A 14,971-nucleotide genomic window follows, 5' to 3' on the forward strand; every position below is an offset into this window, starting at 1 on the left:
CCGTTGGAGAAGTGGCCGCGTCACGATAGTTGATCTTCGATCTCGACGGCATCCGCCTTTTCCCGCGCCGGGTGGAATTTGCCGCGTTACCTCCGAATTCGCAGCATGAACGGCCTAATCTGCCCCGGTGGCAGTGCACTCCGCGGCTTCCCGTCGCTTCCGGCTCGCCGTCGCGCTGGCGACCGTTCTGGCCGTCGGATCATCGGCTCCGGCGTACGGATCGGCAGCCTCCGCCGCGGCCCGCCCGGCCGACCGGCAGCTCACCGTCGGCGGTCCCGGCATCCTGCTCGACCTGACGGGGCCGGCCACCCTGCGCTTTCAGGCCACCGCCGGTCAGCGCCTCACCGTGCTCGCCCAGCGCCGGAGCCTGACCGCCGTCGACAACACCGACCTGACGATCGTCCGCGACGGCAGGACGGTGGCCGAGGGCACGCTGATCGTCACGTGGGCCAGCGTCAGCGTCGACTTCACCGCGCCGGCGGCCGGGTCGTACACCGTGCGGATCAACCCCCGCACCGCCAAGGACCGCGGAACGCTGCTGGTCAGCCTGGCCGGAGCGGCCACCGGCACGGTGACTCTGCGCGGCCCGGCCCGGACGGTGACCATCGGCCGTCCGGGCGAACGCGCGTTTCTGACCTTCCAGGCCACCGCCGGGCAGCACCTCACCGTGGTGGCCCGGCGCGGAACCCTGTCCAAGGACGAGTACACCTACCTCGACGTCCGTGGCCCGTCCGGTGAACTGAACATGTCGGGGGCGGTCGGCTACGAATCCGACTACCGGACGCTGGACTTCGACGTCACCGAAACCGGCCGGCACACCATCGAGGTCAACCCGGACACCGATCGGACCGGCACCGTGACGGTGCAGCTGACCGGCTCGGTGACCGCCACCCTGACCCCGGGCAAGCCGGCGCGGATCACTTTCGGTCAGCCGGGCGAGCGCGCCTACGTCACCTTCCACGCCGCCGAGGCCGAGCAGTTCCAGTTGACGGCCCGTCCGGAAACCTTGACCACAAAATCCAACACCCTTCTGCGGGTACGGACCCCAGCCGGCCTGGACGTGGTGGACGCCACGATGACCGCCGCGAAACCCACCGCCGTCCTGGCGTTCAGTTCCTCGGCGGGCACATACACGATCGAGATCGACCCCGAGGGCCTGGACAGCGGCACCCTGCTCCTCAACCTACGCCGCCTCAACCGCTAACGCCTCGCCCTGCGCCGCCTCGCCCTGCGCCGCCTCGCCCTGCGCCGCCTCGACCCGCGCGGCCTCGACCCGCGCGGCCTCGCCCCGCGCCGCCTCGCCCCGCGCCGCCTCGGCCGGTAGCGCCTCGCCGCCTACGCCTCGCCGCCCTCGGATCTTGCACGACTTTTCATGCTCGCGCCGATCTTGCAGCCCTTTCCGCCCCCCAACATGAAGAAGGCTGCAAGGTCTCCCCGGCGTAGTGGACCTTGCACGAAAAAACATGCCCAGACATGAAGAACCATGCAAGATCGCCGCGAAGGTGGATAAACGTGCAAGATCTGCCCCGGCTGGCCGGGGATGAATCCTCTGCGAATGTGACATTCCCGCCGCGACCCGACGTCCTAGTTGCATGCGTGACCCGTTGCGATAGCGCGAAGGCTGGGTGGGAAACCTCGCACAGCAGAGGAATCGACCCCGGGGCCGGCGAAAGCCCTGAAGTCGCTTCACAGCCAGGCGCAACATAACAAGATCACGCGGAAGGTGGCGGGCCGCAGAAGGCGGCGGGGAAAGGTAGCGGTCCGCGGAGGGTGGCGGTCCGCGGAGGGGCGGGTCGTGGAAGGTGGCGGGCCGCGGGTGGCGAGGGGGCAGTCGCCCTATGAGGTGGAAGGGGTGGGTGTCGGGGTGGCCGCGTCCTCGAGGCCGATCACGTTTCGCTGCATCTCCACGTTGGACTGGCCGGTTCCGCCGAGTTGGATGTCGTCGTAGGCCTTGAGCTCGCGCTTCTCGTCGAAGTAGAGGACCGACAGGCTCAGCGGGGTCGGGTCCTCGTGTTCCAGGCCGCGCAGGCCGGCGCCGCCGGTGGAGCCCTCCACCATGAGCCGGGTCGGGACCGCGGGCTGGATCAGGGCGAGCGCCGACGGGGACGGGGCGGGGGAGGCCGACGCCGACGGGTCGGGTGTGGGCGGGGCCGGCGCGGGCAGCATGGCGACCGAGCGGGCGTGCTGGTGACCGGCGAGGACCAGCGGGACCAGGCCGGACAGCGGCTGTGCCATCGCCGGGTCGTGCACCAGGGCGATGTCGACCTGTTTGCCGGAGCCGCGGATCGTCTGGGCGAGATTCTCCCCGGCGGTGGTCAGCAGTTCGGGGCCGGACTCGTCACCCGCCTCGTTGGTCTCGCTCTTGTCCGGGGTGAACTGCGGGTCGCCGATGCCGGCGATGGTCAGCCCGTCGATCTCGGTGAGGCCGTTGTCGAGGACGACCGCGTTGCTCTGGGCGGCGACGGCGGCCTGGATGGCGGCCGAGTCGTGGTTGCCGCGCACGTAGATGTACGGCACCTGGATCGACGGGATCGACGACACGTAGCCGGTCTCGGCGCTGCTGCCCCAGTCGACGATGTCGCCCGTGTCGATCACCGCGTCGATCTCGAAGGTCTCCACGACGGTCCGGATGAGGCCCCATGACGCCGGGTTCAGATGCAGGTCGGAGACGTGCAGCAGACGGGTGGTGTTGCCGGCCGGCTCGTAGACGGGCAGCGCCGAGATGGTCGAGTAGACCCGGCTGACGTTGCCGAGGATGGTCTGGAGCTGCTCCGCATACCGCCCGTAGTTGTCGGCGATCCGCCTGGCGTCACCGACCACGGCCGGCGCGTTGACCAGCAGGCCCTCGTAGCGTGGCTCGCTGATCGAGTCGGGGCGCAGGGTGCCGGCGGCCAGGCCGAGGCTGCCGCCGGTGACGACCAGCGCGGTCACCCCGGCCGCAGCGGTGCGCCGCATGTCGCGGAAGGTCAGCGCGGCCAGCAGCAGCGCGCCGAGCACGGCCAGGCCCATGGTGCGCAGCCCGAGCCGGGACACCCCGGCGACCACCTCGTCGACTGCCCGGTCACCGGCCGAGCTGATCGCCGACGGGTTGTCGATGAGCGCCTCGGTGCGGCTCTGGTCCAGGGAGCCGAGAGCGACCCGCAGGTGGACCGGGCCACGGTGACTGTCCAGATGCAGGGACCCGAGCGGCGGGATGTTGATCTCGGTGCCGCCGGTGACCGACGGCACGACCGACATCTCGGCGCTGAACGGCCCCACGTTGATGTCGGCCCGCGCGAACAGCATCACCCCGATGAGGGCGCCGGCCACTCCGATGAGCCCGACAGCCGTCCCCACCCGCACCCGCCGGGCCCAGCGATGCCGGAACACCCGGCCGGGAAAAGCGAAGGCCCGCCGGGCCCAGTCGTGCCGGAACACTCGGCCGGGAAAGGCGAAGGCCCGCCGGGTCCAGTGGTGCCGGAACATCCGGCCGGGAAAGGCGAGGGCCCGCCGGGCCGAGCTGTGCCTGAACGCCCGGCCGGGGAAGGAGAGGGCCCGCCGGGCCGAGTCGTGCCGGAACATCCGGCCGGAGAAGGTGAGGGCCTGCCGAAGAGAATCGATGGCCGGGCGCCACCGCTGTCGCCATGAGGGCAGCTCTTCTGTCATCGGGGCCTCACCTGCCCTATCGGGCTCGGGACGAAACAGTCATGGCCGTCAACTCCGGCCGGCGCCGCCGTCGGAGAAGACCAGCCGGAGGACCCGATCATCCTCCGGGCCGGGACTGCCGGCGTCCTCCTGGTTGGAGGTGCCCACCCAGAATGATCCGTCCGGTGCGGTGACCACGGCTCGAAGCCGTCCGAACTCGCCGGTCAGCAACTCCAGCGGGCTGCCCAGCACGGTGCCGGTGGCTGTCACGTCGAGCAACTGGAGCCGCTGGCCGAGCAGGCAGGCGGTGGCGACCATGCTCTCCAGGACGGCCACCCCGGCGCAGGACGACGTCTCGTCGGGCCAGGAGGCCAGCGGATTGGTGAACTTGGCGTCGGTGCTCTCGCCGTCGGCCTTGGGCCAGCCGTAGTTCTTACCCTTCACCACCACGTTGAGCTCGGCGCTGACCGTCTGGCCGCGCTCAGTCGCATACATCCTCTTGGTCTTGTCCCAGGTCAGGCCCTGCACGTTGCGGTGACCGGAGGTCCAGACCGGGGAGGTCTTGACCGGGTTGCCGGGCGCCGGCTTGCCGGCCGTGGTGATCCGCAGGATCTTGCCGCCGAGGCTCTTGGCGCTCTGCGCCTGGCTGCCGGCGGGCGTCCCGTCGCCGGTGCCGGCGTAGAGGAACCCGTCCGGGCCGAAGGCCAGGGCGCCGCCGTTGTGCTCGGCCGACCGGGGGATACCGGTGAGGATGGGCTCCAACTGGCCCTCGCCGACCAGCTTGCCGATCCGGTTGTCGTGATCGGTGGAGTAGTAGACGAACAACGTCTTGTCGGTCTTGTAGCCGGGGGAGACGGCGATGCCGAGCAGGCCACCGTCACCGGCGGCGCGGACCTCGTTGAGCCGCCGCAGCTCGGTGACCTTGAGGCCGCCCGAGGTCGACTCGGGTCCGACCTTCAGGATGCGGGCGGTGTCTCGCTCGGTGACCACCGCGCCGCCATCGGGCAGGAACGCGATGCCCCAGGGGATCTCCAGATTCTTCGCCAGCACGGTGATCGCCAGCTCGCGGGAGGCGTCGTCACCGCCGGCGGTCGGCGCGGCCGACGGGCGGGGCAGGTTGGGCGGGGAACCGGCCTGGTCCGGCCCGGGTGGCCCGAAGCTGCACCCGGCGGTCAGCGCCAGCAGGGCCACCGAACTCGCGGCCATGGCACGGCTCCGGCGGAATCGCACGGCCCAACCACCCCCTCCGGTCATGCCGACCAGGGTAGCCGCGCCGTCTGACAGAACCGGCTCATTGATCGGCGGCGTCCCGCTGACCGGCCCCGACCGGGTGGCCGCTCGCCTCCAGCACCCGCGGCAGATTCTCCCGGGTCACGCCGGTGAGCCGGATGACGTTGCCGTTGTCGAGCAGCGCCGAGACGCGGCCGCGCTCGTCCGGCGCGAGCTCGGTGATCCGGGCGAACGGGACCCGGCTGCCGCCGAAGAGGGCGCGGACCCGCAGCTCCTCGGGGTAGACGTCGGTGCCGGCCCGCCACGCCCACACCAGGACCGCGATCGGGATCAGGAAGAGCGGGCTCAGAGCCCAGGAGGAGCCGGCGACCGGCATCGTGCCGACGAGCGCGATCAACGCGGCGACCAGCACGGCGCCGGATTTGCGGACGCGGAGAACGGGGCTACTGCTCACGTCTCCCATCCTCCCACCCGCTCCGGCCGGCGGTCGTGCCGGACCGGCAGCAGTTGACCGTCATCGCTGGATGGTCGACGATCCGTTCGTGGGACGACGACACGCCGTGCCGTAACCCGATCCGGGGACCGTCGTTGACCCGGTGCAGTTCCCTGAAGCAGAGGACTCGTCGATGATCGCCGTGCTGCTCGCGGGGGCGATCGGCGCCGCCGGTCTGTGTGCGGGCGCCGTCCTCATCCGCGCCGCCCTGGCGCTGCACCGTGCCGAGAAGGCTTTCGCCTCGTGCCGGGGCGCCGGCCTGGTCGGTATGGGCGCCCTCGTCACCGGGCTCACCGGGCTGGTCCCGTGGTGGGCGCCGGCGCACCCGTCCGCCTGGATCACCACCGGTCTGGCCGTCGCCGCGGCCTGTTTCGTGGCCGGCACGTCGCTGCTGCCCGGCGCGGCGAGCAACTGGGTGGTCCGGCTGCGGCGGGCGTACGACGGGGTCGGTCTCGGTGTCAGCCTGGGTTTCGCGATCTACCTGGTCCCGGCGGCGTCGAACCGCCCCGACGCGGTCCCGGCGCTGCTGATCGCCGCGGGTGGCATCGCGATCGTCACGGTGATCGTGCTGCGGGCCCGGCCCCGCCCGCGGGCGTCCGCCTGGTGCGGGGCGGGCACCTCGCTGGTGATGTTCTGCCTGGCCGTGCTGGCGTTCGAGGCGACCGGCCCGGCGGCGCTGCTGGCCGGCCTGGGCGTGGTGGCCGGGCTGAGCGCCTCGGCGTGGGGCGGCTCGCGCCGGGGCCTGCCGCTCCCGCCGCTGGAGCCGCGCAACCCGGATCAGTACCTGGCCAGTTATCCGCTGCTGGCGGTGCCGGCCGCGGTGGGCGTGGTGGCCGCGATCTGGCATCTGCTGGCCGTCGAGGAGTTCGGCACCGAGGCGATCGTTTTCGGTCTCGTGATGGTCAGTGTGCTCGTCGTCCGGGAGCTGCTGGTGGTCCGTGACATCCGCCGGTACGCCGGGCGGTTGCGGGTCACCGAGGCGCATTTCCGTTCCCTGGTGGCCGGCGCGACCGACTTGACCCTGGTGCTCGACGAGCGGCTGACCGTCCGCTGGCAGTCACCGGCGGCGGCGCGCCTGTTCGGGCTGCGGGACCAGGAGGTGCTCGGCCGGGGGTTCCGTGAGCTGATCCACCCGGACGACGTGGTGGACGCGCTCGCGGTGATCGGGTCGGTGCTCGCCGGTGAGCCCGAGGGCGGCCCGCCGGTGCTGGTCAGCGCCCGGTTGCGGGACGGCGCCGAGATGTGGCGGGACACCGAGTCGACCATCTCCGACCTGCGCCGGGTCCCTGAGGTGGCGGCGCTCGTCGTACACGTACGCGATGTGGGGGAACGTCGACATCTGGAACGCACCCTGCACCGCCTCTCCTACCTGGACCAGCTGACCGGCCTCGCGAACCGGCAGGCACTGATGCGGGACCTGCTCGCGTTGCGCCGGCAGCCGGGCCGGCGCGGGACCCTGCTGGTGATCGACCTGCACGGGCTGGCCGAGATCAACGACGCCCGGGGCCGGGAGGTGGGCGACGCGGTGCTGATCGAGGTGGCCCGTCGGCTGCGGGCCCTGATCGGCGGCGACGACGTGGCGGCCCGGCTCGGTGGTGACGAGTTCGCGGTGCTCACCCCGGATTCGTCGGTGCCCGCCTACGCCCTGGCCAGCCGGATCGTCACCAAGCTGGCCGAGCCGTACCCGCTGCCCGGCGCGACTGTCGACCTGCACACCAGCGTGGGCCTGGCCGAGCTGGCCGGCGGCGCCGACTCGGACGAGGTGCTGCGGCACGCCGACCTGGCCCGGCAGCGCGCCTGCCAACTGGGCCGGGACCGGGTGGAGTGGTACGACCCGGACGTCGAGATCCAGCTGCACCGCCGGATGGAGCTGGAACAGCAGCTGCTCGGCGCGGCCGCCCGGGGTGAGCTGGACCTGGTGTTCCAGCCGGTCTCCGGGCTGGCCGACGGCCGCCCGGCCGGAGTGGAGGCGTTGCTGCGCTGGCGGCACCCGGAGCTGGGCCCGATCCCGCCGAAGGAGCTGCTGCCGATCGCGGCGGCGCTGGGGATCACCGCCGAGCTGGACGAATGGGTGCTGGAGGAGTCCTGCCGCCGCCTGGCCGGATGGGCGGTGGGCGACGAGTTCTGGCTGTCGGTGAACGTCGGCCCGCGGGAGCTGCTGACCGCCCGGTTCCCGGAGCAGGTGGGCGCGACCCTGCGCCGGCACGGCCTGGCCCCGGAGCGGCTGGTCGTCGAGGTGGCCGAGACATGGATCGACGAGGACGTGCCGGCGATCGTGGCCGCCCTGGCCGGGCTACGGAAACTCGGGGTGAAGGCGGCGCTCGACGACTTCGGCTCGGGCCAGACGTCCCTGTCGCACCTGCGGCGGCTGCCGGTGGACATGCTGAAGCTGAGCCCGGCGTTGATGTCCGACCGATCGGTGGTCGACGTGGTGGTCAGTCTCGGTCGCCGGCTCGGACTGGACATCGTCGCCAAGGGGCTGGAGTCGGACGACGACATCGCCCGGGCCAAGGAGTCCGGCTGCCGGTACGGCCAGGGGTTCGCGCTGGGTCATCCCGGTCCCGCCGAACGGGTCGAGGCATACCTGGACAGCCACCGGCGCTAGCGTGGCGGTGCGGTGCTCCCGCGCGGGGTGAGGTGCACCCGGCCCGCCTCGACGTTGCCCACGGTGCGGCCGTCGATCGCGTTCAGCAGCTCCAGGGCGGCCTGTGCCCCATAGGCTGAGATGTCCCGGCTGAGCGCGGTGAGCGGCGGATGCACGAGGCTGCACAGCGGTGAGTCGTCCCAGGCCACGATGGACAGGTCGCCGGGGACGGAGAGCCCCATCTCCTGGGCGACGGCCAGGCCGGCGACCGCCATCACGTCGTTGTCGTAGATGATCGCGGTGGGCCGATCGCCGCCGATCAGGAGCCGCCGGGTGGCGCGGCTGCCCTCCTCGCCCGTGTAATCGGCCGGGATGGTGATCGCGTTGTCCAGCCCGAGGGCGGCGCAGACGTTCTCGAAGGCCTTCGTCCGGTTCTGCGTGTGCAGCAGGTCGGACACGCCGCTGACCCGGGCGATCTTGTGATGGCCGAGAGCGACCAGGTAACGCACGGCCTCGGTGATGGCGCCCGCGTCGTCGGACCAGATCTGCGCGATCGGGCCGGTGTCGCCGGGGCCGCCGATCACCACCGCCGGTAGCTGGAGCTGCTGGAGGACCGGGATGCGGATGTCGTCCTCGCGGATGTCGGTGACGATCACGCCGTCGATCCGGCGCTCACCCCACCAGCGGCGGTAGACCTCGACCTCCTGCTCGGGGGTGGCCACCACCTGGAGGGTCAACGCATACGAGCGGGCGCCCAGCTCGGCCTCGAAACCGCTGATCAGCCCCATGAACCAGGGCTCGATGCCGAGGATCCGGGCGGGGCGGCACAGGGTGAGACCGACGGCACGGGCGCGGGCGCCGGAGAGGGCCCGGGCCGCGCTGTTGGCGTTGAACCCGATCTCCTCGGCGATCGACAGGATGCGCTTGCGGGTCGCCTCGGAGACGCCGGGCTGGCCGTTGAGGGCATACGACACGGCGCCCTTGGACACGCCGGCCCGCCGTGCGATGTCGGCGATGGTGGGCCGCTTCACTCAATCTCCTCTGTCCCCACTGCCGCCGAGCTTATCGGGCGCGGCGCAGTGGCCGCCGGGCTCCCTCGACGCTGGACCCTCGCTGAACGCTCGCTTGATCGGTTAAGTGTTACGGCACACGGCTCGTGATGTAAACCGTCGATTTCTGCCCGTCCGAAAAATCCGGCTTGATACGTACTGGGAGCGCGCCCGTAACCGGCTATTGACACCGCTGAAAGCCGGGCTTACGGTTCCCCCAACTTACCCGGTTCAGTGATGCGGATCTCCTTGCGGAGGAAATGACATGGAACAGTTCGGACGCCGCGCCCTGCGCGTGGGCGCCGCCGGCCTCGTGGCCGCGCTGGCGATAACCGGTTGCAGTGGCCAGGCGCTGGAGGGCAACAACTCCAGCAGCGGCGACGGGCAGATCACCCTGAAGGTCAACTTCTGGGGCGACATGGGCCTGGACGCGCTCAAGGCCAAATACGAGAAGGACCACCCCAACGTCAAGATCGTGCTGAACTCGGGCGAGTACAACGCCCAGCACGAGGACCTGCAGAAGAAGCTGGTCGCCGGCTCCGGCGCGCCGGACATCTCGGCGGTCGACGAGGGCTTCATCGTTCAGTTCCGCAGCCAGGCCGACCAGTTCGTGAACCTGACCGACAAGGGCGCCGGCGCGCTCGAGTCGAAGTACCTGCCGTGGAAGTGGGCGGCCTCGAAGTCGGCCGACGGCAAGCAGATCGGTCTCGGCACCGACGTCGGCGGCCTGGCCATGTGCTACCGGACCGACCTGTTCAAGGCGGCCGGCCTGCCCACCGACCGGGACGCCGTCTCGAAGCTCTGGCCGACCTGGGACGCGTTCCTGGCCACCGGCAAGACCTACACCGACAAGACGAAGAAGAAGTTCGTCGACTCGGCCACCAACCTGTTCAACCCGGTCCTCTCGCAGCAGCCGGTCGGCTTCTACAACGAGCAGGAGCAGCTCCAGATGGAGGGCGGCCCGAAGGTCGCGTTCGACGTGGCCACCAAGGCCCTCGACTCCGGCATCTCGGCCAACCTGGCCAGCTTCCAGCCGAACTGGGACCAGGGCTTCACCAAGGACCAGTTCGCCGTCCTCGCCTGCCCGGCGTGGATGCTCGGTCACATCCAGAAGACCGCGCCGAACCAGGCCGGCAAGTGGGACATCGCCGCGATCCCGGGCGGCGGCGGTAACTGGGGCGGTTCCTGGTGGACCATCCCCAAGCAGGGCAAGAACGTCGACGAGGCGTACAAGTTCGTCGAGTGGCTGATCCAGCCCGAGCAGCAGATCGAGGTCTTCAAGACGGTCGGCAACCTGCCCTCGCAGCCGGCGCTCTACAAGGACCCGAACGTGCTCGACTACAAGAAGGAATTCTTCACCAACGCGCCGACCGGCCAGATCTTCGCCGCCACCGCGGAGAACCTGAAGCCGCAGTACCTCGGCAAGAAGAACGGCCCGACCCGCGTGGCCGTGGAGAACGTGATCAACCGGGTCGGCCAGGGCCAGCTGAAGTCGGCCGACGCCTGGGCCGAGGCTGTCAAGGAAGCCGAGAAGGCCGCGAGCTCCTGATCCATCCCTGAAGAACGGCGGGGCGGCTGCGGCCGCCCCGCCTTCCGGCCCTTCCGAGGAGTTCTCGTGTCCCTCACCGACGTACGCGTCGTGCGGTCCGAGGAGCCGAAGCACGCGCCGCCGAAAAAGGCGAAGTTCTGGCTCTACCGTTTCGACAACAAGACCGTGCCCTACCTGCTGATCGCGCCGTTCTTCGTGCTCTTCGCGATCTTCGGGCTGTTCCCGATCATCTTCAACGGCGTGGTGGCCCTGCGCCACTGGCGTCTCGACGACCCGACAAAGACCGGTTGGGCCGGCGGGGAGAACTTCTCCAAGCTGCTCGCCGACTCGGACTTCTGGGACTCGCTGCTCAACACCTTCGGCATCTTCATCCTGTCCACGGTTCCGCAGCTGCTGATCGCCCTGATGCTGGCGAACCTGCTGAACCGCAAGCTGCGCGGCGCGACCTTCTGGCGGATCGGCATCCTGCTGCCGTACGTCACCCCGGTCGCCGCCTCGACCCTGGTCTTCGCGGTCTTCTTCAGCCGCGACTACGGCCTGGCCAACTGGTTCCTGGGCCTGGTCGGCTTCGGTGAGGAGCAGCCACTCGACTGGCGTTCCACCACCTGGAGCAGCTGGATCGCGATCGGCGTCATGGTCAACTGGAAGTGGATCGGCTACAACGCCCTGCTCTACCTGTCGGCGATGCAGGCGATCCCGAAGGACGTCTACGAGGCCGCGGCGGTCGACGGCGCCGGCCCGTGGCGTCAGCTGTGGCGCATCACCGTGCCGATGATCCAGCCGGTCGTGCTGTTCACCGTGATCCTCTCGACCATCGGCGGCCTGCAGCTCTTCAACGAGCCGATGCTCTTCGACGAGAACCCGGCGCTGGCCAACGGCGGTTACGACCACCAGTGGCGCACCATCGCGCAGCTGATCTTCAAGGTCGGCTGGCGTGACCTCAACCTCGGGTACGCGGCCGCCATGAGCTGGGCGCTGTTCCTGATCATCCTGGTCGTGGCCGCGATCAACTTCCTGGTCACCCGGCGCCTCGGAGGCGGAAAATGAGCACCCGCCTGCTGAGCCGCGCGCCCCAGGACACCCCCGGCACGTGGAAGTCCTACCTCGGGCTGACCGCGATCCTGCTGGTCTCGGCGTTCCCGGTGTACTGGATGTTCGTCATCGCGACGAGCACCGACGACGCCGTGATGAAGTCACCGCCGTCGGTCATCCCCGGCGACCAGCTGATGGTGAACCTGCGTGAGGTCTTCACCATGCAGGACGTCTACTTCACCGCGTCGCTGATCAACAGCCTCATCGTGGCGCTCGCGGTCACCGCGTCGACACTGTTCTTCTGCTCGCTGGCCGGGTTCGCCTTCGCGAAGCTGCGCTTCAAGGGCAACAACATCCTGATGTTCGTGGTCATCCTGACCCTGACGGTGCCGAACCAGCTCGGCGTCGTCGCCCTCTACATCCTGATGGGCAAGCTCGGCTGGAACGGCCAGCTGATCGCGGTCATCGCGCCCGGCCTGGTCAGCGCGTTCGGCGTCTTCTACATGCGTCAGTTCATCGCGCACGCGATCCCGGACGAGCTGGTCGAGGCGGCCCGTATCGACGGCGCGCTGACGCTGCGCATCTACTGGACGGTCATCGTCCCGGCGATCCGGCCCGCGCTCGCCGTCCTGGGGCTGCTCACGTTCGTGGCCACCTGGAACGACTTCCAGTGGCCGCTGATCACCCTGAACGGCACCGACTTCCCCACGTCGATGGTCGCCCTCTCCGACCTGGCCAGCGGAAACTACGTGATCTACCGTCGCGTGCTGGCCGGCGCCTTCGTGGCGACCGTGCCGCTCGTCATCCTGCTGCTGGTCGGCGGCCGTCAACTGGTCCGCGGCATCATGGAGGGCGCGCTCAAGTAAGCGCCCTCGAGTAGAAGCGCCCTCGAGTAGAGACGTCCGATCAATGCGATCAAGACGTCAACTCAATGCATCACGTCAACACGTCAAGACACGACGTAGCGACAACGCGAGGCCCGCCCACCGGCTCACGGTGGGCGGGCCTCACGCTTTCCGACCTCGCATCGGTACGGGCAACGCAGTTCACAGACACAATGCGCCAGTTCCCCGCCTCCGGCGGCTACCGGCGTAGGACTCACACCACTTTTTCAGCGAAAGCTAAGCCCGTGCGCAGGTGAACTCAGGCGGACCAAGGGTCGTCCAGGCAGGGTGCGTCGAGCCGTCCGGAGAACCCTGAGGAGTTCGATGAAGAAGAAACTGCGCCGTTTCGCGGTCACCGCGGGGGTGACCGTGGCGGTGATCGCGCCCCTCGCCGGGACCGCGGCCGCTGTCGTCGTCACCACCGCCACCCGGCAGGGCAGCCTCACCCAGGCCGGTCCGCTGGCCGAGCACGGCTTCCCGGCCTGGTACCGGGACAGCAACGGTCTGCGGCTGGAGGCCTGCACGACCCTGGACGACCCGCTCTGCGCGACCCTGCCGGACGAGGTGCCGAACCCGGACGCGCCGGTGTCGTACCCGGACAACTTCCCGGGCGAGTTCTTCTACCAGCTCGCCGGCGCCGAGATGACCCTTGCCAACGGGGTGGACTTCGGCATCGGCCTCGACCTGGAGGGCGCCTGGGCAGCCGAGGAGGTCCGTGACGGCGACCAGATGGTGTTCGGCCGGGTCCGGATCCGGTTCGACGCCGTCGAGGGCACCCGGTACCGGATCACCCACCCGTACGGCGTGGACGACCTGACCGCCACCGATCGTGGGGTCAACATGACCGAGGACATCGGGACCACGCCCGGCGCGTTCGGTCAGGCGATCGGCAGCCGGATCGGCCCGTTCCTGAAGTGGGACCCGTCGGTCGCCCCGGCCGCGCCGGCCGGTTACACGGGTGACCCGGGTGTCGACCACAAGGTCGTCGGCAGCCCGTACGCCACCAACTTCGTCCGGGTCGAGCAGCTCGACCCGGCCAGCGGCGCGGTGATCGCCGACCTCGGGTTCACCGACGTGTTCAGCGTGCAGGGCCGGTACGCCACCAACTCGGGCGTCGACATCGACCAGGCCACCTACACGGTCGGCTCGGACGGCACCGGCGTCGTCGAGGTGTACGCCAGCAGCGAGCCCGGCCAGTCGATCGAGGTGACCGGGAATTCGCAGCTCGGCTTCCGCACCACCAAGCTGCGCGGCAGCAACGGCCACTACTACGGCCGGTTCCCGGTGACCGGCTCGGTGCCGGCCGCCGGCGCCACGATCGAGGTGGTCAACTCGGGTGACCGCCCGGTCGCGAAGAAGACCCGCAAGCTGGTCGACGTCGTCCGGGTCACCGACGCCAGGTACGACGCGGACGCCGGCACCCTGACCGTCGCCGCCACCTCCAGCGACACCGACTCCACCCCGCCGCAGCTGTCGGTCACCGGGTACGGCCCGATCGCCGGGCCGTTCACCGGGGTCGTCGCCCCGCCCGCCACGGTCACCGTCACCTCGTCGAGCGGTGGTTCGACCACGGTTCCGCTGACCGGCTCCGGCCGGGCGTTCACCCCGGACCTGCCGGTCGCCAGTGCGGTCGCCACCACCGGCGCGGTCGCCGGCCAGAAGGTCACCCTCGACGGCAGTGGCTCGACGGGCGCGATCGACACGTACTCCTGGACCCAGACCGGCGGGCCGGCGGTCATCCTGACCGGCGCGGCCACCCCGATCGCCACGTTCGTCCCGGTGCAGGCCGGCACCTACACGTTCCGCCTGGCCGTCTCCGGCCCGGGTGGCGCGGCCAGCCCGCTCACCGTCCCGGTGACGGTCACCGGCACCGCTCCGGCGGCGGCCAACGCCGGGCCCGACCAGACCGTCGTCCGCGGTCGCACGGTCACCCTGGACGGCTCCGCGTCAACGGGAGTGGAGACCTTCGAGTGGACCCAGGTGTCCGGGCCGACCGTGGCACTGACCGGGGCGCGCAGCTCGAAGCCCACGTTCACCTACCCGAACCAGGCGATGCCGGCCGCCCCCGGCCCGAACGCCGCCTTCGTCTACGACAACGAGCCGGTGGTGCTGCAGCTGACCACCCGCAACCCGTCCGGTTCGAGCACCTCGCGGGTGACGGTCCGGCCGCAGGCGGAGACGTTCAACGGGCTGACCGTCCGGTACCGCACCGGCAACAACGAATGGCGGATCTCCGGCGCCAGCAACCTGCTCGCCGGGCAGCGGGTCACCGCGGTTCTGGGCAGCACGCTGACCGGCCGGGTCATCGGCACCCCGGCGACCGTCGACGCGGCGGGCACGTTTAGCATCCGGGTGACCGGCCCGACCCCGGGCACCATCCGCACGATCAGCCTGGTCAGCTCGACAGGTGGTCAGGTGCTCGCGTTCCCGGTCAACGTGACGAACTGACCGCCTCGGCACGACCACGGCGCACGTAGCCGTACAAAATGAAAGAAGCGGCGGGCTCTCGATCGGGAGCCCGCCGCA

At 70.3% G+C, this 14,971-nt stretch carries 10 protein-coding genes; 6 read left to right on the top strand and 4 right to left on the bottom strand.

Going from position 1 to position 14,971, the window contains the following annotated elements; all coding sequences use genetic code 11:
* The first annotated feature begins 127 nt into the window (after positions 1-127).
* Positions 128-1,204 (top strand): hypothetical protein, encoded by a 1,077-nt coding sequence (locus AB0E94_RS14580; RefSeq protein ID WP_360326281.1) that lies wholly within the window; start codon positions 128-130, stop codon positions 1,202-1,204.
* A gap of 632 nt (positions 1,205-1,836) precedes the next feature.
* Here the strand turns inward: AB0E94_RS14580 and AB0E94_RS14585 are convergent.
* The 3 genes from AB0E94_RS14585 to AB0E94_RS14595 are packed head-to-tail and all read right to left on the bottom strand — an operon-like array spanning position 1,837 to position 5,317.
* Positions 1,837-3,645 carry a metallophosphoesterase gene (locus AB0E94_RS14585; RefSeq protein ID WP_360326283.1) on the bottom strand — a complete coding sequence of 603 codons (1,809 nt, stop codon included), beginning with the start codon at positions 3,643-3,645 and terminating at the stop codon, positions 1,837-1,839.
* A 48-nt stretch (positions 3,646-3,693) separates the two neighbouring features.
* Entirely contained in the window at positions 3,694-4,878 is a 1,185-nt protein-coding gene (locus tag AB0E94_RS14590) for a PQQ-dependent sugar dehydrogenase (protein WP_360326284.1), read from the bottom strand.
* Positions 4,879-4,915: 37 nt separating this feature from the next.
* Positions 4,916-5,317 (bottom strand): PH domain-containing protein, encoded by a 402-nt coding sequence (locus AB0E94_RS14595; protein ID WP_360326286.1) that lies wholly within the window; start codon positions 5,315-5,317, stop codon positions 4,916-4,918.
* Positions 5,318-5,480: 163 nt separating this feature from the next.
* Here AB0E94_RS14595 and AB0E94_RS14600 point away from each other — a divergent pair, with 163 nt between their 5' ends.
* Complete coding sequence (locus AB0E94_RS14600; protein ID WP_360326287.1) at positions 5,481-7,952, top strand: EAL domain-containing protein; 2,472 nt, start codon at positions 5,481-5,483, stop codon at positions 7,950-7,952.
* Here AB0E94_RS14600 and AB0E94_RS14605 read toward each other — a convergent pair.
* Positions 7,949-8,962, bottom strand: a complete 1,014-nt coding sequence (locus AB0E94_RS14605; protein ID WP_360326288.1) for a LacI family DNA-binding transcriptional regulator — start codon at positions 8,960-8,962, stop codon at positions 7,949-7,951. The two genes, AB0E94_RS14600 and AB0E94_RS14605, sit on opposite strands and share 4 nt — an antisense overlap.
* A gap of 283 nt (positions 8,963-9,245) precedes the next feature.
* On the opposite strand from AB0E94_RS14605, the gene AB0E94_RS14610 reads away from it, so the two are divergent.
* The 4 genes from AB0E94_RS14610 to AB0E94_RS14625 all read left to right on the top strand — a co-directional run bounded on the left by AB0E94_RS14610 (position 9,246) and on the right by AB0E94_RS14625 (position 14,893).
* Entirely contained in the window at positions 9,246-10,529 is a 1,284-nt protein-coding gene (locus tag AB0E94_RS14610; protein WP_360326290.1) for an extracellular solute-binding protein, read from the top strand.
* Positions 10,530-10,595: 66 nt separating this feature from the next.
* Positions 10,596-11,576: a sugar ABC transporter permease gene (locus AB0E94_RS14615; RefSeq protein ID WP_360326292.1), complete on the top strand. Its 981-nt coding sequence runs from the start codon at positions 10,596-10,598 to the stop codon at positions 11,574-11,576.
* Positions 11,573-12,427 carry a carbohydrate ABC transporter permease gene (locus AB0E94_RS14620; RefSeq protein WP_360326294.1) on the top strand — a complete coding sequence of 285 codons (855 nt, stop codon included), beginning with the start codon at positions 11,573-11,575 and terminating at the stop codon, positions 12,425-12,427. Before AB0E94_RS14615 ends, AB0E94_RS14620 begins: the two co-directional genes overlap by 4 nt.
* Before the next feature lie 342 nt (positions 12,428-12,769).
* Complete coding sequence (locus AB0E94_RS14625) at positions 12,770-14,893, top strand: hypothetical protein (protein WP_360326296.1); 2,124 nt, start codon at positions 12,770-12,772, stop codon at positions 14,891-14,893.
* Positions 14,894-14,971 lie beyond the last annotated feature (78 nt).

It is taken from the genome of Actinoplanes sp. NPDC026670, from assembly GCF_040638175.1.
Lineage (GTDB): Bacteria > Actinomycetota > Actinomycetes > Mycobacteriales > Micromonosporaceae > Actinoplanes.

Coding starts and splice junctions, on each gene's coding strand:
- AB0E94_RS14625 (WP_360326296.1), top strand. CDS start 12,770: ATGAAGAAGAAACTGCGCCGTTTCGCGGTCACCGCGGGGGTGACCGTG.
- AB0E94_RS14590 (WP_360326284.1), bottom strand. CDS start 4,878: ATGACCGGAGGGGGTGGTTGGGCCGTGCGATTCCGCCGGAGCCGTGCC.
- AB0E94_RS14610 (WP_360326290.1), top strand. CDS start 9,246: ATGGAACAGTTCGGACGCCGCGCCCTGCGCGTGGGCGCCGCCGGCCTC.
- AB0E94_RS14600 (WP_360326287.1), top strand. CDS start 5,481: ATGATCGCCGTGCTGCTCGCGGGGGCGATCGGCGCCGCCGGTCTGTGT.
- AB0E94_RS14595 (WP_360326286.1), bottom strand. CDS start 5,317: ATGGGAGACGTGAGCAGTAGCCCCGTTCTCCGCGTCCGCAAATCCGGC.
- AB0E94_RS14620 (WP_360326294.1), top strand. CDS start 11,573: ATGAGCACCCGCCTGCTGAGCCGCGCGCCCCAGGACACCCCCGGCACG.
- AB0E94_RS14585 (WP_360326283.1), bottom strand. CDS start 3,645: ATGACAGAAGAGCTGCCCTCATGGCGACAGCGGTGGCGCCCGGCCATC.